Raw genomic sequence first — 21,940 nt, 5'->3', positions numbered from 1 at the left:
TGCGCAAGCAGTTGTTCAAAATATCCATTCTTAACAGCGATCGAGAGGATCATCCTTTGACGTAGCGATGTCCATCCATCCTCATAAAAACTAAAATAATAAAATGCACTAACTAAAATTTGCGTCCACATAAAAAAGAAATCCTCCCCACTATCATAATCATCCGCAGACAATCACAATACCAAGAAGGATTTCCTTCATTTATGCTTTATGTTCAATTGAGTCAAGCTTACCCACGATCCACAGGTTTGATTTTCCAAATCTCTGACGCGTATTGCCCTATTGTCAGATCACTAGAGAATTTACCAGAATGTCCGATGTTATGAATCGATTTTTTGAGCCACTCTTTACGATTACGGTAAGCGAGATCAATCTGAACATGCGCTTCCGTATAGGCTGAGAAATCTTTGAGTACAAAATACTCATCATTCATATCGAGAATCGAACGGTACAAAATATCAAATTCATTATTATGATTAGTAAATGGGCCACGCTCAATCAGTTGATTCATGACTTCTTGAATCCGTGAATCACTGTTGTAAATATCGCGTGCATTGTAGCCACCATGTTGATAATAGTCCATCACTTGATCTGCATTCAGTCCGAAAATAAACATATTATTATCGCCTAACATTTCATGCATCTCTACGTTAGCACCATCCATCGTACCTACAGTTAGAGCACCATTCATCATAAATTTCATATTCCCTGTACCAGATGCTTCTTTACTAGCGGTAGAGATTTGCTCGCTCACGTCCGCAGCAGGAATAATCTTTTCAGCTAAAGAAACGGAATAATTTTCTAAGAAAAAGACATTCAGCTTGTCTTTCACATCAGGATCATTATTCACTACATTGGCTACACTGTTAATAAGTTTGATCGTACTTTTCGCTAAATAATAACTCGGTGCCGCTTTGGCTCCAAAAATAAAAGTACGTGGCACTATATCCAGTGATGGCATTTCTTTAATCTGATGGTACAAATGGATAATATGAAGAATATTCAAAAATTGTCGTTTATACGCATGCAGACGTTTGACTTGTACATCAAAGATCGAATCCGTATTCACTTTGACATCATATTTTTGTTCAATATATGTCGCCAATTTTTGCTTATTATTGAGCTTGATCTTAGCAGCACGCTCTTGAAAGCTTGCATCTTCACTGTATTTCAAAATGCCGACCATTTCTTGCGGATGAGTAATCCAACGCGTACCTATTGATTCACTCACTAACTGTGATAACTCAGGATTCGCATGCATTAACCAGCGACGATGAGTGATACCATTTGTTTTGTTGTTGAACCGATCTGGATACAGTTCGTAGAAATTTTTCATCTCACGATGCTTCAAAATATCGGTATGCAATGCGGCTACACCGTTAATACTATGAGTACCGGCTATCGCTAGATGTGCCATTTTAACCTGATCGTCGAAAATAATAGCCATATGCGCTACACGATCTGGATCGTCTGGATATTTATCCATAAGCAGACGGCAAAAACGAGCATTGATCTCTTCGATAATCATATACACACGCGGTAACAGTTCACGCACCATATGAGTTGGCCATTTTTCTAAGGCTTCGCTTAAAATTGTATGGTTGGTGTACGATACAGTCTTAGTTACAATCTCCCAAGCTATATCCCATCCATATCCTTTTTCATCCAGCAAAATACGCATCAATTCAGGAATGACCAATGTAGGATGTGTATCATTGATATGAATTGCTATCTTTTTCGGTAGCTCTTCATAGCTAAGCCCTAATTTATCATACGTACGTAGAATACTTTGCAGACCAGCAGAACAAAGGAAATACTGTTGCTTCAATCGCAATAGTCGTCCAGCATATTGAGAATCATCTGGATACAAGAATTCGGAGATCGATTCAACCGAACGATTGTAATCCAGATAGCTATAATAGTTGCCGCCTGAAGAAGAACCACGACTTGCCATTTCACGCATGGGTTCTGCGCTCCATAGACGAAGTGTATTCATGTGCGAATTCTCTCTGTTACCTTTGTATCCAATAACAGGAACATCGTAAGGAATAGCCCATACCCCTTCATAATCATGAAGTGAAAAAGTAAGCTCTCCTGCTTCTTCATGAACTTCTACATTACCGCCAAAGCGAACTTCCACTTTGCGATCATCACGACGAACTTCCCATTCGTTTCCTTTTTGCAACCAGTTGTCCGGTAATTCTACCTGATTGCCATCAACTATTTTTTGTTCAAATAGACCGTATTTATAACGAATCCCGCAACCATGTCCTGCATATCCAAGAGAAGCCAATGAATCCATAAAACAAGCAGCCAGACGACCAAGACCCCCATTACCTAGTCCTGCGTCTGCTTCTTGTTCTTCTATTTCAGAAAGAGATACCCCTAAGTCTTCCAGACCTTCTTGCACAATTTCAAGAACACCCATATTGAGTAGATTGTTACCTAGTAGACGACCTATTAGAAATTCAAGAGATAGATAATAGACTTGTTTTTCCTCATTATCTCGAAATTCGCGGTTGGTTGCTGCCCATTCCTTACCGGCAAATTCTCGGATCATCCGACTCAAAATCGTATATACATCTTCACTTGATACTTCTTCCAACGGTTTTCCCAACTTGGAAACTACATTATTCTGAAATATGCTTTTGAATGACTCTTTGCTCGTAAACAACAGGGCGTTCCTCCTCTATTCTAATTCTGATCTACATTTAGACGGAAGTGCTCTTCGCTGTAACATATGGTTTTTTCACATCACCGATCAATGTACGATCTCCTGAAATATGAACATCTTTATCCAAGATCACATTTTCCAATACAGCGCCTGCTTCAATCGTACATTTCTGCAAAATAACTGAATTGACAACACGTGCGCCTTTTTCGACTTTGACACCGCGGAATAAAATACTGTTTTCCACTTCTCCGCCAATAATACATCCATTCGCTAACAAAGAATTAGTTACTTTAGCACTTTCCAGATACTTGGTCGGTGCTTCGTATTTAATCTTCGTTTGCACAGGTTTCTCATGAAATAACTTCATGTAGTTATCAGGGTTAAGTAAAGCTAGACTATTTTTGTAGTAGCTTTCCACTGAATTAATCACTGCATTGTAGCCTGTATATTCATAAGCGGCAATTTTGAGACCGTTCGGGTTATGTTGAATCACATCACGGAAGAAATAGCTTTTGCCATGAGCAATCGAGTAACGAACTTGATCCAAATACAGAGCTTTATCCATAATAAAGATTTCTAGATAAATATTGTTATGATCACGCTCATGATGAATACCTGATACATAGCCATTCTCATCTACTTCTACACGACGACAAGGGCCATGTTCTGGCTCCAACTCTGCTACTTTTTTGTAGACAACTGTAACATCTGCACCTTTTTCTTTGTGATATTTGTAGACTTCATTAAAATCTACTTTGTTCACATGTTGGGTGCCGCTATTGACGACAATATCACCAGAACTGCGATGGAAATAATCCATATTATTATGAATATGTTGCAGATCTCCAAGTGAAGTATCGGTTGGATCATGCCAATCCGGTGGCAAGATGAAGAGTCCGCCCCGTTTACGATCCAAGTCCCATGGTCTACCTTCACCCAAATGATCCATTAAAGAACGATATTTACGACGAACAAATAGAGCAATATCTTCCATACCTGCATACATCATATTTGACAAAGCAAAATCGATTAAACGATAGCGTCCACCAAATGGAACGGCTGCACCACAACGGAAATATGTTAATTCATTTAGTTGGTCTAATTCATGATCCAGGTTGATAACTCCTACGAAGCCCTTCATTCCCATCACCGTCCTCTTTATTATAATGACTCATTCGTTATTAGTAAGATTTCGCTCTCATCTTCACGATCTACACCAATTTGCTTACCATCTGGCAATATCATACCATCGTCAATAATCGCGCGGTGGATACGAACATTTTTGCCGATTTTCACATTAGGCATAATAACCGAATCAGTAATCACACTACCTTCGCCTACTTCTACACCGAAGAATAGAACCGAATGATTAATTTCACCATGGACAATACAACCTTCGTTAATGATGCTATCACTCACTTTAGCTTCAGGCGCAATATACTGAGCAGGCTGATTCGGGCTACGTGTGAAGATACGCCAGTTCGGATCATTCAAGTCCAATTCTGGATGTTCAGATAACATATCCATATTGGATTCCCATAGACTTTGGATTGTACCCACGTCTCTCCAGTATCCTTCAAATGGATAAGCGTATAATGTTTTGGCATCATCTAACAATAACGGAATAATATCTTTACCAAAGTCATAAGAAGAGGTCGGGTTGGTCTCATCTTGAATCAGATAAGATTTTAGAACATCCCATTTGAACAAATAAATACCCATAGAAGCAAGTGTACTTTTTGGATGTTCTGGCTTTTCATCGAACTCGTAAATTTTAAGATCATCATCTGTATTCAGCATACCGAAACGGCTAGCTTCTTCCAGCGTGACATTAACAACAGAAATGGTGCAGTCTGCGTCTTTTTCTTTATGGTAATCCAGCATTTTGCCATAATCCATTTTGTAAATATGGTCACCGGATAAAATAAGAACATGTTCAGGATCGAATCTTTCCACGAAGTTTAGATTGCGATAAATCGCATCCGCTGTTCCTTGATACCAGCTACTGCCTTCTTCGCGTTCATGTGGTGGCAATACAAATACTCCACCATTTTTGCGATCCATATCCCAATCGTTACCAACACCTATGTATGCATGAAGGACCATGGGTTCATATTGCGTTAATACACCTACTGTATCAATACGTGAATTGGCGCAATTACTAAGAGGAAAATCGATAATGCGATAAGTACCGCCAAAATAAACGGCTGGCTTTGCCAGAAATCTTGTTAAACCTTTGAGTCTTTTGCCTTGACCTCCGGCAAGCAACATAGCTACTACTTCTTTCTTACTCATGGAAAAGCCCCCTTCATGTGATTGTCATATAATTTGTAGAGACATGTAGCGCCGAGAGACGATGCCATACAATGAATACTTTATCAATAATTGCTATCGATAAAAGGAAGGAGACCGTCCATCAGGATATGTTGCTCAAAATACCACTTAGAGATTTTCCTTAAAAACAATACCTGCTATGTTTTGTACCCGACAAGCTTCTACAAATTCAGAAGATGCTACAATCAGACTGATATCTTCATTCGAACGCACCAGTCCATGACCTTTGAGTCCATCCGGTTGAAAAGCAACCGAGATATAATGAACAGGGCTTCCATGAATTCCTGGAAGTAAAGGAACATGAACCGATTCTTCTACATCCAAGCAATTGATAACAGTCAAGATATTAAGTACTTGAAACCCGTTAAGCGGTTCACCGTTAACAGTGACTTCTGCATCGACCAATTGTACATCTTTGTCAGCATATTGTCGGATAACGCTAGCAAGTCTAGGTCCCACTAGATCGGGTCCATCGCTCATAAACCAATCAAAATGCATTAAATGATTAAGATCGATATCTCCTTGCAAATGGAACTTTGGCGTCTTCGCCCAATCTCGTTGAGGTGTGCCTTTTTTGAAGCTCAAATGATCCGGTGAATCATTGAAATTGTACTTAAACCAGTAACGATCCGGATACACATTTGCTGGTGACAGGATATAGCACATACATATCTCTTCCTTTCGGGATTGGCAGACCATTCCATACTATAGTAATGAATGATGAATACAACTCATTCCTTGAATATAGTATCTATTTCTACATACGTAGCTATTGTCCCTGCTTACCGCTTATATTAACTTACCCTTTTATGCTCTGTATGTGAAAATCGTTCATCTGCCAATCTCCCGGCAAAATATATATACCCGAAAATGTTCATTTCGCCCCTTTTAAGTCATTACGATTTTGTTACAGACTGGTATAATGTTTATTTTATACCAATTCTGATCCACTTGGATACTGGCAAATAAACCTTTGCTTTATTTCAAATAAGTTGCTGCTATTTCACTGATCGCTCGATTAGACTGCGTGATCTCTTCTCGCCTTGGGATCGGTTCCCAGCGCTTCACATCATCTAACCATGTTTGCGGCAAAGAGACAGGACTTTCTGCTTGCCAATGATCTAACCAGTCTTGAGGTAACGGTAACAACGGATCAGTATGAAGCTGTTGCAGTAGTGGATGATTGCTCATTTCAAGCCATAATAATGACCATGCTCTAGGTACTACTCTCCATATATCGTATCCGCCGCCTCCCAGCGCTACCCACCGTCCTTCACACCACTGATGAGCAGCTTGATGAATCATACGAGGCATCTCCTGATAGATACGCATAGAACAATGCACATGAGACAATGGATCAAGCGCATGGGCATCACATCCATGTTGACTAATAATAAGATCGGGCTTAGCGCGTTCTAACACTTGATTCAACGTCGTCTCAAAACACTCTAGCCATGAATCGTCTTCGGTATACGGTTCTAAAGGTAAATTTACAGTGTAACCAAATCCTTCACCTGCACCGCGCTCTTCTACCCGTCCTGTACCGGGAAATAAATATTTACCCGTCTCATGAATCGAATACGTAAAAACATTTGGATCAGTGTAAAAACACATCTCTACACCATCTCCATGATGCACATCTGTGTCAATATAGAGCACTTTAGCTCCATACGTTTCCCGTACATGAGCGATTGCAAGTGCGGCATCATTATAGATACAGAATCCAGCGCCTTTCTGTGGCATAGCGTGATGCAGTCCACCCCCTAGATGAAGAGCATGAGTCGTCTGACCTTCCATTACCATCTGGGCAGCAGTCACCGAGCCAGCAGCAATCGATAATGCACTCTGGTGCATCCCTGCAAAATACGGCGTATCCCCTTGATGAAGACCGTATTGGAATGCACGATCAATAGCCTGCTGTGAAGGATGCTCCAGACTTAATTGTTTGACAGCTTCTACATATTCAGGAATATGCACTTGTTGTAACAAATGAGAATCTGGCAATTCGCCAGGCACAAAGATTTGATCTACAGATAAAGCATTTACTTGTTGTAGTAGATCACGAGTAAGCGTTAATCTACGCTGGTCAAATGGATGATTCTGATGAAATACATACTTCAAGCTATCAGGATGATATACATATATTGCTTTATCCATACATCAATTCTCCTTTCTGTGATTGAAATTCAATACATAAATCGTTGCCGAAATCGTAGGCGATCAAATGCTTCGACTGAAGATTGCGGTACATATTTTCCTACACGTACCATCAAGCAATTCGCTGGATGAGAACAGATTTCAGGATCATCGGTTGCGAACCAGACCATATCAACATTTTTCATTAACTGCTCCATCATTTTGCGATAATCCCAGACGTTTAGCCCTGTATTCTCAAGATCCCAATGCCAGTAATACTCTGTGGTAAATACAATCATTCGATCAAGTTGTTCTTCGCGAAAAGAAAGTTGTATCAACTTTTTGGCTAGACCAAGTCCACGGTAATCATTCGCTACTTCAACCGCTCCAAGTTCGATTAGATCCTCCATATTGCCTTCCGACCAGCGCTCATATTCATCTGCATAATGAAATGTTACATATCCGACAATGACCTCGCCATCGCAAGCCATAATAATGCGCCCTTCATCCAATTCAGCAATTTCGATCAATGCTTCCCATTGTTCGGCTGGACGACGAAATGCGTCTAATTGAGGATGCATTTTTTTGGTGCGAATATGTGCTGGCGATACAGGTCCTTCTAGTTGTAACGTGCACCGAGGAGACACAAGTGTTTCCGATTGTGGAATTTTCAAATGCTCCATACTGGGATTCCTTTCTTTATGGAAGTATTCAATATTGTAAATGAGATCGTCTACTTTTATGATAACGCTTTCCTTATGTTCTTATTATACTGATTTTCAAGGTAAATGTATGTGTAGCTATGTAGATCAGAAAAAAACCTTCTCATTATGCGAGAAGGTTTTGATTTCTATAGATCAAGTTATAATTTAATTTTCAGTAGCCAAGCTACGGCTGGAAGCTGGAGCAGAAGATTTGGGTACATTGACGCGACCTACAATATATTTACCAATCTTAATTCGGTTTAATAGATTAATAGTCACGTAAGAGCAGAGCAATCCTCCTACAAACAACAATGGAATCTCAAAATAGCCAAGCGATACAGCAAACGTCTCGATCGCTATATCCATCATTTGTAGATAGAACCAATGCAATAAATAGATCCCAAATGAATACTGACTGACAATTGATAATACAGCCGGCATTTTGGTTACATTACGAAAAGCTAAAAACAATACGAAAATTAACAAAACTGTAAACAAAATCATATCCATACGCTTCGATCCAAATCCGAAGCTAGCATACATATTGTTATAAATAATGATGGCTAACGATACAGGCAAGGCTGCGTAAATCCAGACTTTGTATTTTTCGATATATTGCATAAATGTTTGATAATGTTTACCACAATAATAAGCGAGAGCAAAATAAAATACCCAACCTGTAAATGGCATCCAGTATCCTCGATCCCAAATATAAGCAATATACTGATTGCTACTAGGCGGTGCTACCAGATTAAAGAAAGCGAGATACGCTACATTAATAATAAGAGCTATAGCTAGAACCCACCGCGGATCAAAACGGGCAATATACTTATTAAACAATTGATGAAGAATATAAAATTGGAAAATAACCAGTACAAACCAGCCATGATAAGCTCCGAGCATATTGTAGACCACTAACTTAGGAATCGACCATCCATTCAATACACCAGACATCACAGCATAAAATACAGCCATACAAGCAAAAGGAATCAAAAGAAACTTGATACGTTTGCTATAAAATTGCTTCGGTAACTGATTAGGATAAGAATAAGCAAGAACCAATGCTGAAATAAATACAAAAGTCGATGTTCCAAAAGAAAGAAGTCCAGCTAGCGTCCATAGTCCAAACTGAATAGCACCCTCTGTACTTTCCCCTGTTGTAAATTTAATCGAATGCAGTAATACAACGCTCATACAAGCGATCGCGCGAATCAAGCCTACTTCGCTGATCGTTTTTTTAGTAGAGATCGCGTTTGAATTCATTCCGTTAATAACCTCCTTTTCAATTAACCATTCCTAAAATGCTCAATGATAGCGTGTGACATCTCTCCTTACTTTTGGTTCAACTGTAATATTAGACATAGAAATATAGATCAAAAAGAAGATGATTATAGTGTGTTATTATTCATTTTGAATTACTATGTTTTTATAAAACAGTTTAATTATTCACTTTGAATCATTTTCATTCGTTATATATTACTACAAAGTTGTCATAATTTATAGTTAAAATGTAAATTCATGATTTTTTTCATGATTATGATGCAAAATAAATTGTAAAAAAAATAATATTTCGCTATGCTATACTACAGGAAAATATAAAATTGAACAATTTGTGAAATCGTAGTATTGTTTTTTGTAAGCGCTATATATGGTAATCGAAACACAAGATCGTATCTCAATAATCATGGAGGTCATTATGGGAAAAGATAACGTGGAAATCATTGCTGTAGAAGCTACACAAGCCAATATGATGGATTATGAGGAAGCTAGTCGTTCTTTTGACTGGGCAGATGTAGAAAAAAGATTCTCCTGGCATGAAACGGGCAATATCAATCTTGCTTACGAAGCGATCGATCGTCATGCTGCTTCAGAACGTCGTGATCATATTGCTTTGCATTATAGTGATCCTGTACGAAGCGAATCGTATACCTTTGAACAATTGCGTCAACAATCGAATCGAGCTGCTAACATGCTACGCAAACTAGGCATTGGCAAAGGAGATCGCGTGTTTATCTTTATGCCTCGTACTCCTGAACTGTATTTTACATTGCTTGGTATTATTAAAATTGGTGCTATTGCTGGGCCATTATTTGAAGCCTTTATGGAAACGGCTGTGAAAGATCGTCTGGCAGATAGTGGTGCTGTAGCTATCATCACTACACCCAAATTAGTTGAACGGGTGCCTAGTCACGAATTACCTGAACTTCAACATGTCATTCTTGTTGGGGATGAGCAAGACATTACAGCTCCTTATATTGATTTTGCCAAAGAAATGCAACAAGCTTCAACAGAAGCAGAGATAGAATGGGTAGATCTAGATGATGGTCTAATCCTTCACTATACTTCTGGGTCTACAGGCAAGCCTAAAGGTGTATATCATGTTCATAGAGCTATGATTCAGCAAGAATATACCGGCAGAATTGTACTTGATCTTCAAGAGAATGATATTTATTGGTGTACTGCTGACCCTGGTTGGGTGACAGGGACGTCTTATGGTATTTTTGCTCCTTGGCTAAATGGAGTGACCAATGTTGTGCGTGGAGGGCGATTCAGCCCGCAAGATTGGTATGAGACGATTGGACGCTATCAAGTAACGGTATGGTATAGTGCTCCAACAGCTTTCCGGATGTTAATGGGAGCTGGCGATGAAGTGGTTGAGCAATATGACCTTTCTTCGCTTCGTCATGTGCTCAGTGTAGGCGAACCGCTAAATCCTGAAGTTATTCGCTGGGGATATCGTGTCTACGGACAACGGATTCATGATACATGGTGGATGACCGAGACAGGCGCACAGCTTATCTGTAACTATCCGCGTATGGATATTCGCCCTGGCTCTATGGGACGTCCGATTCCGGGCGTAGAAGCTGCTATTATCGATGATGCGGGTAATGTACTCCCTCCACTACGGATGGGTAATTTAGCGATCAAAACACCGTGGCCATCAATGATGTACAAAATTTGGAACAATCCTGCCAAATTTGAAGAATATACTCGTATTCCGGGATGGTATATTTCAGGAGATTCTGCTTACATGGATGAAGATGGATACTTCTGGTTCCAGGGTCGAATTGATGATGTCATCAATACGTCTGGTGAGCGTGTAGGTCCCTTTGAAGTAGAAAGTAAATTGGTAGAACATCCTGCGGTAGCTGAAGCAGGTGTTATCGGTAAGCCTGATCCTGTACGTGGTGAAGTGATCAAAGCATTTATCTCCCTTCGGGAAGGATATACAGCTACAGAAGAATTGAAGCAAGAGATCACTCGCTTTGTCAAAGAAGGATTGTCCGCTCATGCTGCTCCGCGTGAGATTGAATTTAAAGACAAGCTTCCCAAAACACGCAGTGGTAAAATTATGCGTCGTGTGCTGAAAGCATGGGAATTGGAGCTTCCTACAGGTGATCTCTCTACGATCGAAGATTAACGTTCTATATCTATTTCATTTGTGATAGACCAAAAGCCGCCCTTGTATATCAAAGGCGGCTTTTTATCATGCTATATTTTACTGTATCTATAGACGGTATTCTTTTATTTCTGTTGTTCTTGCTTCACAGAATCAATAATTTCTGCAAGCTTTTGGATAGGCAATGGCTTAGATAATGCACCATTCATACCGGAAGCCATAATTTGCTTTTGGTCGTCCTTGAACGCGTGAGCTGTCAAAGCAATAATTGGAATATCATTGCGATTGACTTTGCCAGAGTTACGTATTTCGTCTGTAGCTTGAAGTCCATCCATAACAGGCATTTGAATATCCATTAGTACAAGATCATAACCAGAATCTTTTTCTAACGTGCGCACAGCTTCCAGACCATTTTCGACAGATTCTGCTCGGTGACCTAACTTTTCTAACATACGCATCGTAATTAGACGACTGATTCGGTCATCATCTGCCAAAAGTACTTTCAGTCCACTAGCATTAGATTCCTCTTCTGTCTCTACAGGTGGTTCTATAGACTTATGAGAAGGAGCATATTCTGTATCTACACCTTCACTTGTTGATGTATGAGCATAAGCCAGAGGTATTGTGAATTGGAAAATAGTCCCGATTCCTTCATCGCTATCTACTGTAATATGTCCACCCATTAACTCAACGATCTGCTGACTGATGACAAGCCCTAGACCAGTACCGCCAAATTCGCGTGTCTGTGAATCATCGACCTGACTGAAACTTTTGAATAGCTTGGGCATATCTTTTTCTGCAATACCGATCCCTGTATCTTTTACTTTAAAATGAAGCATCAATTTATCTTCGATTAATTCCTGCCCTTCGACAGAAATCTTCACTGAACCCTGACTCGTAAATTTAATCGCATTACCAATCAAGTTATTCAGTACTTGTTTTAATCGATGTGGATCACCGACCACGATTTTAGGTACACGTTTGCCAATGTGCAATAATAGATCAATCTTTTTCTCCAATGCTAACGGACGATGCGCTTTGATCGTAATATCCATCAACTCATGAATATTGTATTCTATATTCTCAAGATTCATCTTTTCCGCTTCGATTTTGGAGAAATCAAGTACATCATTAATTAACGTCAACAACGTTTCCGCACTATTTTGGACAATCTTCATATTATCACGTTGTTCTTGATCGATCTCACTTAATAAGATCAATTCAGTCATTCCAATAATTCCGTTCAATGGTGTCCGAAACTCATGACTCATATTTGCAATAAAACGGCTTTTCGCGCGATTAGCTGCTTCTGCTAATTCTGCTGCACGCTTGGCTTGTTGTTCCGCTGTTTTGCGATCTGTGATGTCAAATTGAATCCCTACAAAATAATGACATTCACCATTCCGGTCAAAAATAGGATCTAAATTAATTTCATTCCAAAAAGGAGTTCCCTCTTTGGTATAGTTCAAAATCTCAATCACAGCAGATTCTTGCTTAGCTAAAGCTTCACGAATCTTTTTAACTGCTGCTGGATCAGTATCTACACCCTGTAGAAAACGACAATTGTATCCGATCGCTTCATTTTTGGTATACCCAGTTAACTCGGTAAAATGACTATTTACAAAAACAAGCGGGAAATCACTTCTTCTTGCATCAGCAATCGTTACCGAAGATTTTAAATTTTGTACCACATATTCCCAATCGACTGCTGCTATTTTAGGATCTATATTCATGGTGCCTCCCAAATATTGTTATCAAGTTCAACCATCAGTTGTATCTATCATATAATTATAGCTAAATTTAAACAAGTATATGATTATTCAAACGAATTTCTATCATAAATTTAGAATAAAAAGTACTGAATACGTGAAAATCACTCACTTATCCAGTACTTTTTCCAAAAAAATGTATTTTTTTAATATTGAGCATCCATAAAGAATCTACCTTTTAATACGTTATCCCATACCACAGACTTCGCAGTATTCGATAACGATGATTGAATAGTCGCCATCATTTTAGCTGAAGTCGGTGCTGGCTGGATAGTCTTTAATATTGCTTTGGTATTGGTAGCATCAAATTGCAATAATGTACGCGATTGTTGCCACGATGTCCAAGCCGGTGTATCGTTTACTTGCATCGATTGATCATGTAAAAACTGACGGATATATTGGCGATAACGATGCATCAATTGTATTCTTCCCGCTTCATTATCGTCTTTATAAAATTGATTTTTGAATAGTAACCCGTAATTACTATCAGCAAAATGACCACTCAAAAAGTCCATATCCACTCCATGTGTAGCGGCTAAATATTTAGCTGGTGCTTGCAGACTTTTCACTTCTGTACCCCATGCAAAACGATACACATAGATCGGTAATGCTTGAGTATCTTTTGTAAATCTATCTGCTACTTGATCTGCATTAAAAGCAGAATATAATTGACTTCCATACTGGGTAGCTTGCCAGAACTGCTTTTCTTTTGTTGATGGCCATGAATTTGAAGTGAATTGCTTACTAAATTCTGGATCATAGGCAGCAAATACATTGAATTCATTTTTCATACTACCAATTAACATCGGAACACGATTGTATTGTCCAGTCTGCACGACATCAAATCCATTTTTCGGTAATACATGACCATCTGCAAATAAATGCGGAAATTCAGACATTCGAATCATCACGCTACCGACTGCTTGCACCAACTGTTTGCTATCTAATGAACGTAATGTTTGCTGTAATGTTTGAGTATCCGTTTTTTGAAGATAGGTCATAGCTTCTGCTGTTGTACTGGCTTTGCCTGCTTGAACTAGTACTGCGGCTAATTTGCTATCCGAATACGCTTGTCCTTCCGCTGGCGTAGCTGTAGTCATACCACCACTTAAAGGCATTACTTTAGCGAATAGCCCTTTGGCGAGCGGTGAAATGACCAATGCTAACACATCACGCGCGCCCGCAGATTGACCGCCCAGTGTAACATTGTCTGGATCACCACCAAAACTACCTATCTGTTGCTGTACCCATTTGAGTGCTGCAATCTGATCTAACAGCGCAAAATTGCCTGAATCCTCTAGCGGATTACCACTTTTGATTGCAGTATTGTTAAGCCATCCTAATAATCCTAAGCGATAATTAACAGTAACCACAACCGATTGTGTACTGGTAGCCAATGATTCTGCTTCCAAAGCCGCAGAGCTACCTGTCACATTACCTCCTCCATGCAAAAATACAAGTACAGGCAGATCAGTAGCTGTCGTATGTGGACGATAGACATTAAGATATAGACAGTCTTCCTCGCCTACGACTTTGCCATCTGCTAATTGAGTACAGATATTGCCTGCCTGACGTGCGCTATACTGTTCACTCGCAGATGATGATAGAGGTTGAGGTGCTTTCCAACGCAAATCTCCTACAGGAGCTTGTGCATAAGGAATACCTGACCATACTAATGTATTGTTGTTACCTGTCTGTAACCCTGTGAATATACCGGTGCTTGTTGGTTGTGTTACATCATTTTGATATTTATAGTTCATCGTATCACTCTTTGTTTGGTTAGATTGAACGGCTGCTTCAGCAGTACCGTTGCTAGATAATATACACATTAATACGAGCAACCACAACCATGTTCCTTTTTTGTTCATCTTCATTTGAATACCTCCTTCATTATGTACCGCAAGCCATTGCATCAAGTGAATATACAAAGAAAAGTGTACGAATAAGCGCTGTCTATTAAAAATAGACATAAAAAAACCTAATTCGGCGCTAGAAATACACAGTGATGTGTCCTTCTATAGCTAAATTAGGTTTTGCCTGCTACACGCAGTAACAATCCTTTATATGATGTGTAGTATACACACTTCTGATAACGCTTACAATAGTTTTATAAAAAAAGGCAAACCGTTCCTTTCTCTACACTTTGTAAAGAAAATAACGGTTTGCTTTTATATTTACCAGAGCTTTAACATCACTGTTATTTATTGTAAAACACGACGGGCTGTTACATAATGCTTCACCCAATAATCTAGATCAAGATTAGAAATAGCAATTCCGTCCAAACTCACACTATTATGAACTAGCTTATTATCGCCAGCGTATATGCCTACATGAGAAATCACATTCGGGTCGCCACCTGAGAAAAAGAGCAAGTCCCCTTTTTGCCATTGTCCACGTTCAACTTCAATACCTACATTTTTCTGGTATTGTGTGCCCCAGGCAAGATCAATTCCTGCTTGTCCAAATACATATCGTGTAAATGAAGAACAGTCGAATAACGTAGGTGCTTCATTTTTACCATATCCATAATGTGTAATACCTTGTAATGCTAATGCACTACCTAAAATAAGATCCGCTGTAGCTTCATCTAATGGTGAACCTGTTGCAAGTGTAGGTGGCGGTGTAACCGTCACAGGTGGTTGAAACGGAGTATCATCCACTTCTGGAATAGCATCTACAGGTAGACTTGTCAAAACAGGTGTAGCCGATGCAGGTAGTGTATAGGAAACATAATCTGTAGATACATACCCTACTGTTCCAGTACTGTCTTTAATTTTGATCCAAGATACACTAGGTTGTTCTAACGCTTTGAATGTCTCACCAACAGGTAATACTCGTAACACATCACTTCCTGTTGTAGGCTCTGCTCGAAAGTTCACTCCGCGTTCTACAATACCTGTACCAGGATCATTTGTACGTGGTATAGGTGTTACCGGTGTGCTTGTAGGTGCCGGAGCAGGCGCACTTGCTTGAGTAATCGTTGGCGTTGACGGTGTATCTTTAGCAGTCTGCAATGTTGACGGTGTATCTTTAGCAGTCTGCAATTTGGAAGATTGTTCTTGACTGGATACTGTATTCGATGCTGGTGATGTACTCACCGGATTAGATTCTTTTGGCTTCGGCGTGTAATTGATATAGCTTGCCGATACATAGCCTGTTTTGACTCCTACTTTTACCCGTAGCCAATAACTGTTAACTTCGCGCAGAATCTTAATATTAGTGCCTGGTTGAAGTGTACCATATACTGTACTATCTGGTGTAGGACCTGAACGGAAGTTGACAGGTAGATTTACTTTACCCACAGGTACAGGCGTTGTTGCTGCTTCCATCATTTGAGGCGTAGAAGTCAGTAACACAGCTGCTGTTACCAGAGTGATGAGATTTCGTTTCATAGATGCCCTCCTTGAAAATGCTGTTGCCTTCTGTCTGATATGTAGAGTTATGTATGAACCACTAAAAATGACAAGTTCGTCATTAGTTTACCGTGGTTTATTACCACACACTCTTTAAAATGAAACATTAAAGTTTCAATGAAATGGTATAACCTGCTTACGAGACACCTAAATACTCTTTAATTCCAGCCACAACTGCTTCTGCCAATTGTTCTTGAAAAGCATCGGTATACATCAAAGCTTCATCTGTCGGATTGCTTAAATATCCAGCCTCGATCAATATAGCAGGCATTGTTGTTTCTCTTGTCACATGAAGGCTCTTCTGATGAATACCACGATCTGATAATCCAAGCGCAGCTACTACATGCTTATGCACAATCTGTGCAAGGGTTAAGCTACTTGAACGGCTATAATACATTTCTGTACCGCTTGGAGAAACAGCAGAAGTTGTACTATTTCCATGAATAGATACAAATACATCTGCATTCAGATCATTAGCCACTTTTACTCGATCCGGCAATGTAGGATAGCTATCATCACTACGTGTTAATACAAAATCAATATCAGGCTCTTGTTCCAATAACGCTTGAATTTTGAGCACTACAGGTAAAGTAAAGTTTTTTTTCATATTTGCCTGTAATGCTAATTGCTCCTGAATCTTTGCCACCATGACCGGCATCAATAACAACTAATTTTTTGCCATCTTTACCAGGGCCAGAACTTGGTGTCACCGGTACAGCTTTGGAAGGTGTATCGGTTGGTGTAGCCGTAGGATCACTATTCGGATCAGTAGATGTTGAACCATCTGGATTGGTTACTACTACTGGGTCTGTTGATGTATTTGGATTACTGGAGACTTGTGTATTTCCATTATTGGCTGTACCATTTCCATTCGTAATCGTAGAAGATGGCTTAACTGCTCCATCTAACTCTACAATAACTACACCTTTGTTATTGTTAATGACTTTATATTTCTGTGCATTGTTAAGATCCATCACTACACGCACTGTAGAAGGTTCGTTGCTAAATAGAGAATACCGAATACCTGCTACATCTGGATCACCTGTGACATCTACTTTGCCTACATTGCCCAGGTTCATCACTTTACCATTTAAAAATGATTCAGAAAAAGCTGTTTTCGGCAAATCAAGAACGATCCGATTAGGATTAGTCAAAGCACTATATTTAGGCGATGCTGTTCCATTTAATGTAACTGTTAAGCGACTATCACTAAAGCTAATAGCTTGCAAAGCAGATTGATCAGCCGTATCTGCTGTCGTAGTTGTGTCTGTAGGGTTACCTTTTGCAGGAGTGACTACTTTTTTAGGAGTAGTCAAGTACACCGTTTTGGCTGTATTGTCCCATTTCACAGTTGTGCCTGTATTTTCACTAATAAATCGAAGCGGTACAAGGGTGGTTCCATTTTGCAATAAAGGCGCTTCTGGCAAATCAATCGCCTTATCATCAACGGTAGCGGTATGACTTCCTGCTGCTAATTGTAATGTTGTTTTGCCTTGCTTGATTGTTGCTGTTTGTGTACGGTTCGACCAGCCTACTTTGTAGCCCAATTGTTCAACGATCACACGTAACGGTACCATCACTGTGCCATTAACAGTCTCTACTTGTCCGCTTGCTGGTAAAGCTAGCTCTTGTCCATCCAAATTAATATGCGTGCTTTCTGTAATTGCAGCATGTCCTGTAGCAGGCAATACTATCATGAAGATCATTATTAACGTTAGCATCCACAAACCTGTTTTTTTCATATTATCCCTACCATTCCCTGGTTCACATTATGTATGATGCGATGTCCCAGTCATTATTGTGATACAACTGCGTGTCAAGAAGCCCGATTGTGTGGTCAAAAGGAAATACTGAATACCTTATTTATCGGTAAGTTCAGACATAACCTTTAAGCGATTGAAACATTTTTATAACATTCTTGTTATTTATTTCGCCAATTACGTATGCAACTCCTTTTAAAAAGAAAAATCGTTTATATAAACAGCAACTTTGTAAGCAAAATTAAGTTTGTTATACGTAATCTTTACTATGTAACAGCAGTTATATCATAAAGGGTATTTTCTACATTGTAAATCACCAGTCTGTAGTTTTTAACATATTGTGTAAGAGCTATCTTGATATAGCAACAATCATTATTTTGTATACCTAAGTACGAAAAATGGAATTTACGAATCTTTATTGTCAAAAGTGCTAAAATATTGAGTTTTTATAGGTTACGTTAGCAGGATAGTCAAGCTACAATAAGTGATGTTCCTTGCTAAAAGGAATTATTTTTTAAGATTTAATGTAAACGCATACAATAAAATTCTAGGAGGTTATTTATGTTCAAGTGGTCTGGTAAAATCATGAAACGTATATCCGGGGTTGTACTTAGTCTCTCTATTCTTACAGGGTTAAGTTATAGTGTTGTTCCGCTTACACCTACAGTACATGCAGCGACTTTTGCCAAAGGTGCAGATGTAGGCTGGTTATCAGAGATGGAATCGTACAATTGGGCTTTTTATAATGACGCAGGTGTCAAACAAGATGCGCTACAAATTTTAAAAGATCATGGGATGAACTCGATTCGTCTACGTGTATGGGTAAATCCAGCTAAAAACTTTTCTAATAAAGCAGATGTCATCAAACAAGCCGTTCGTGCTAAAAAAATGGGATTCCGTATTATGATCGATTTCCATTATAGCGATGTATGGGCAGATCCTGCGAATCAGACCAAACCGAAAGACTGGGCAAATAAAGATTTTAATGGATTGATGAAAGCTGTCTATGACCATACGTATGATGTGTTGACCGCTCTCAAAGCTCAAGGTGTTACTCCTGAATGGGTACAAGTAGGTAATGAAACGAACAATGGTATGTTATGGGAAGAAGGACGCGCTTCAGCAAATATGAAAAACTTCGCATGGTTGATTAATTCCGGTTATGATGCAACCAAAGCGGTAAATAGTAGCACTAAAGTTATCGTTCATTTATCTAATGGATATGACAACTCGTTATACCGCTGGATGTTTGACGGGCTCAAAGCAAATGGTGCTAAATATGATGTAATCGGTATGTCATTATATCCTGATAAAAACAACTGGCAGACGTTAACACAACAAACGCTAACCAATATGAATGATATGGTGGCTCGTTATGGCAAAGAAGTGATGGTCTGTGAAGTTGGCATGGATGCCAGCGATCCTACAACCTCCAAAGCATTTTTGACTGATATTTTGAACAAAACACGTTCGGTATCCGGTGGTAAAGGATTAGGCGTATTCTATTGGGAGCCTCAGTCTTACGGTACATGGTACGCTTATACCAAAGGTGCTTTTGATTCTAAAGGGAAAGTGACTATTGCTTTAGATGCGTTTTTGAACTAAAAGCTTGAGTGATAGTTGAGTTTGGTGCTGAAAAGGGAACTCGCTTCAGGGGCAGTATTGTCCTTGTCGTCGCTGTTGAAGAAGAATGCCTGGAATGACTGCTAGGCAGTCGGCATTTTTCTTCAAAGGCGAGCGCTTCGCTCTTTCAGGACTATACTTTCCCTTTCGCTTGTGCGATGAGGTAGATTTGGATTAGAGCACACCAAAAAGAAAAGATGAATGTGGTGGGAGTGGCTTTTAGTTGTGATTTTTGGGTTGCGTAGTAGGTAGTTGGTTTATAGGATTGTGGATTTCATTTTTATAGATAAGTTTTCAAGCGTTAAGATTGTTATTTTGGAATGGCATGAAATATAGTTTTCATTATTTGTTTTATTATTTTATTAGGATGTTTGTAAATTGTTTTTAAGATGAGATTGAGTCTAATATGAATAGAACGATTTAAAAAGTAAAATCATTTAATGGGTAGACAAAATGTGTGTAAATATTGTTCAAATATAAAGTGAAAGAGCTATTCTACTGTTGTTATACAGTTAGGAATAGCTCTTTTTTTACATCATGTATCTATACCCGTTCAGGACGGGCTAGATTCCAGATGTGTAGAGATTCTACTTGAGTAATGCCATTGGAATATAACGCAATACCTTGTGATTCTTGTTGTGGATAAATGCGTCCGGTCATGACTTTTTCGCCATCTTGTAGGAAGATTTCTATAGAAGATGTATCTACAAAAATGCGTACATGTAGTTTGCCTTCTGATATGGGTAACGAAGTGATACGTTCACCGCCCGGACCGATACCGGATTGATCGCGGTTGAAGCGGAACAATTGCTCTAGTGGTGAATAGCTAAGCACTGTTGTTTCTGCTTCGCCTGTACGCAAATGGATCGCAAATTGTTCGGTTTTGGTAACATCAACGGTCAGTTCCATCTCGTAACTTTCGCCTCTGTAATCTAATACTTGTTGTCCTTGCACTTCAAATGATTCTGCATGTAATCCATCTAAGCGATATTGCTCTAATTCTGCTACAGGACGGAATAACAATCGTTCGCCATCACGAATCACTTCACGTGGTAATGTCATAGCTCCTGCCCAATGATGCCCGTTCTGTGTAGGCATAACAGCTTCCCAGCTATCCATCCAACCGATCATAATACGTCTACCCTGTTCGTCTAATGTAGTCTGACAAGCATAAAAGTCAAAACCATAATCGATCGGAACATACTGATTATAATCAAAAACACCTGTATCTGTATTTAGCTTACCTATCATATAGACTGTGGAGTGCAAATTATGATAATTATTGCCTTGAGGAGCCATCCGTTGCGGAGACATCATCAATACATCTATCCCATCCAAGTCGAATACGTCAGGACATTCCCAGTTATCACCCAATGTACCATCGCTTTGCGCCATGACATTTACATATTCCCATGTGTACAGATCAGCAGAACGATATAGCAAAATCAACCCTTTGCCTTGATCGTCATTAGAACCAAGTACCATATAAAATTGTCCATCCCGCACAAATACTTTAGGATCGCGGAAATCTTTTTGACTGGTATGTGCTGGAATCTGATCGGTATTGATCACTGGATTATGAGCATCTTTTTCAAAAAGAACCCCATCTTTGGATACAGCTATATTCTGAACTTGATAATAGTCTTTGGTGATATCAGGCCCTGTCATGATATGCCCTGTATATAATAGATACAGATCTTCGTTATGTTCTATCGCACTTCCTGAAAAACATCCGTCACGATCGTATTCTTGATCCGGTGCCAAAGCAACCGGTAGATGTCTCCACTCTACTAAATCTTTACTTACAGCATGTCCCCAGTGCATCGGTCCCCATACTGGTTGATACGGATGATATTGATAAAATAAATGATATTCACCTTTGTATTGAATAAAGCCGTTGGGATCATTAATCCAACCAAACTCGCCCATAAAATGATAATGTAAACGATATTGATCTACTAATAAATGCTTGGATTCAGCAATAAATACATTAGCCCGCTCAATACTGTAGCTCATCTGTAATCTTCCCCTTCTTCGCTCGAATAAGAAAGTGTTTTATGATAGATCATACTTTCAAAATGTACCACATATTGAAACGCTAAATCATTATATTTGTTGAAGTCAATC

General features: G+C 39.2%; 15 protein-coding genes. 2 read left to right on the top strand and 13 right to left on the bottom strand.

Annotated features, from left to right (window positions below):
• Positions 1-229 precede the first annotated feature (229 nt).
• The 7 genes from QE450_RS07050 to QE450_RS07020 form a co-directional block, all read right to left on the bottom strand.
• Entirely contained in the window at positions 230-2,674 is a 2,445-nt protein-coding gene (locus tag QE450_RS07050) for a glycogen/starch/alpha-glucan phosphorylase (protein WP_273615982.1), read from the bottom strand.
• A gap of 37 nt (positions 2,675-2,711) precedes the next feature.
• The gene (glgD, locus tag QE450_RS07045; protein ID WP_273616292.1) at positions 2,712-3,815 is read right to left on the bottom strand and encodes a glucose-1-phosphate adenylyltransferase subunit GlgD; all 1,104 of its coding nucleotides are present in this window, start codon (positions 3,813-3,815) and stop codon (positions 2,712-2,714) included.
• A 20-nt stretch (positions 3,816-3,835) separates the two neighbouring features.
• Entirely contained in the window at positions 3,836-4,969 is a 1,134-nt protein-coding gene (locus QE450_RS07040) for a glucose-1-phosphate adenylyltransferase (RefSeq protein ID WP_273615981.1), read from the bottom strand.
• A gap of 147 nt (positions 4,970-5,116) precedes the next feature.
• Positions 5,117-5,674, bottom strand: coding sequence for an imm11 family protein (locus QE450_RS07035; protein WP_273615980.1), 558 nt, complete (start codon positions 5,672-5,674; stop codon positions 5,117-5,119).
• Between the two features lie 312 nt (positions 5,675-5,986).
• Entirely contained in the window at positions 5,987-7,165 is a 1,179-nt protein-coding gene (locus QE450_RS07030; RefSeq protein ID WP_273615979.1) for an acetoin utilization protein AcuC, read from the bottom strand.
• A 29-nt stretch (positions 7,166-7,194) separates the two neighbouring features.
• Entirely contained in the window at positions 7,195-7,827 is a 633-nt protein-coding gene (locus tag QE450_RS07025) for a GNAT family N-acetyltransferase (protein WP_274170159.1), read from the bottom strand.
• A 186-nt stretch (positions 7,828-8,013) separates the two neighbouring features.
• Entirely contained in the window at positions 8,014-9,111 is a 1,098-nt protein-coding gene (locus QE450_RS07020; protein WP_301263404.1) for an acyltransferase family protein, read from the bottom strand.
• A 433-nt stretch (positions 9,112-9,544) separates the two neighbouring features.
• Between QE450_RS07020 and acsA the strand changes: the two genes are divergently transcribed.
• On the top strand, positions 9,545-11,269 hold the full coding sequence (acsA, locus tag QE450_RS07015) for an acetate--CoA ligase (RefSeq protein ID WP_274170161.1): 1,725 nt from the start codon (positions 9,545-9,547) through the stop codon (positions 11,267-11,269).
• Positions 11,270-11,373: 104 nt separating this feature from the next.
• Here acsA and QE450_RS07010 read toward each other — a convergent pair whose 3' ends face one another.
• From QE450_RS07010 to QE450_RS06990, 5 genes are all read right to left on the bottom strand, one after another.
• On the bottom strand, positions 11,374-12,981 hold the full coding sequence (locus QE450_RS07010; RefSeq protein WP_273615975.1) for an ATP-binding protein: 1,608 nt from the start codon (positions 12,979-12,981) through the stop codon (positions 11,374-11,376).
• A gap of 182 nt (positions 12,982-13,163) precedes the next feature.
• Positions 13,164-14,891, bottom strand: a complete 1,728-nt coding sequence (locus QE450_RS07005) for a carboxylesterase family protein (protein WP_307298067.1) — start codon at positions 14,889-14,891, stop codon at positions 13,164-13,166.
• A 327-nt stretch (positions 14,892-15,218) separates the two neighbouring features.
• Positions 15,219-16,409 carry a C40 family peptidase gene (locus tag QE450_RS07000; RefSeq protein ID WP_307298066.1) on the bottom strand — a complete coding sequence of 397 codons (1,191 nt, stop codon included), beginning with the start codon at positions 16,407-16,409 and terminating at the stop codon, positions 15,219-15,221.
• 157 nt (positions 16,410-16,566) lie between these two features.
• A complete protein-coding gene (locus QE450_RS06995) occupies positions 16,567-17,037 on the bottom strand; it encodes an N-acetylmuramoyl-L-alanine amidase family protein (protein WP_307298064.1) in 471 nt (156 codons plus the stop codon).
• The gene (locus QE450_RS06990; RefSeq protein ID WP_307298062.1) at positions 16,973-18,172 is read right to left on the bottom strand and encodes a stalk domain-containing protein; all 1,200 of its coding nucleotides are present in this window, start codon (positions 18,170-18,172) and stop codon (positions 16,973-16,975) included. Before QE450_RS06990 ends, QE450_RS06995 begins: the two co-directional genes overlap by 65 nt.
• A 579-nt stretch (positions 18,173-18,751) precedes the next feature.
• Here QE450_RS06990 and QE450_RS06985 point away from each other — a divergent pair.
• Positions 18,752-19,795: a glycoside hydrolase family 53 protein gene (locus tag QE450_RS06985; protein ID WP_307298061.1), complete on the top strand. Its 1,044-nt coding sequence runs from the start codon at positions 18,752-18,754 to the stop codon at positions 19,793-19,795.
• A gap of 561 nt (positions 19,796-20,356) precedes the next feature.
• Here the strand turns inward: QE450_RS06985 and QE450_RS06980 are convergent.
• On the bottom strand, positions 20,357-21,829 hold the full coding sequence (locus QE450_RS06980) for a glycoside hydrolase family 32 protein (protein ID WP_307298060.1): 1,473 nt from the start codon (positions 21,827-21,829) through the stop codon (positions 20,357-20,359).
• Positions 21,830-21,940 lie beyond the last annotated feature (111 nt).

Origin of the sequence: Paenibacillus sp. SORGH_AS_0306 (assembly GCF_030819345.1) — a bacterium.
Classification (GTDB): Bacteria; Bacillota; Bacilli; order Paenibacillales; family Paenibacillaceae; genus Saccharibacillus; species Saccharibacillus kyungheensis.
Note: the sequence above shows the minus strand (reverse complement) of the source record. Positions and strands in the feature narration are given on the sequence as shown.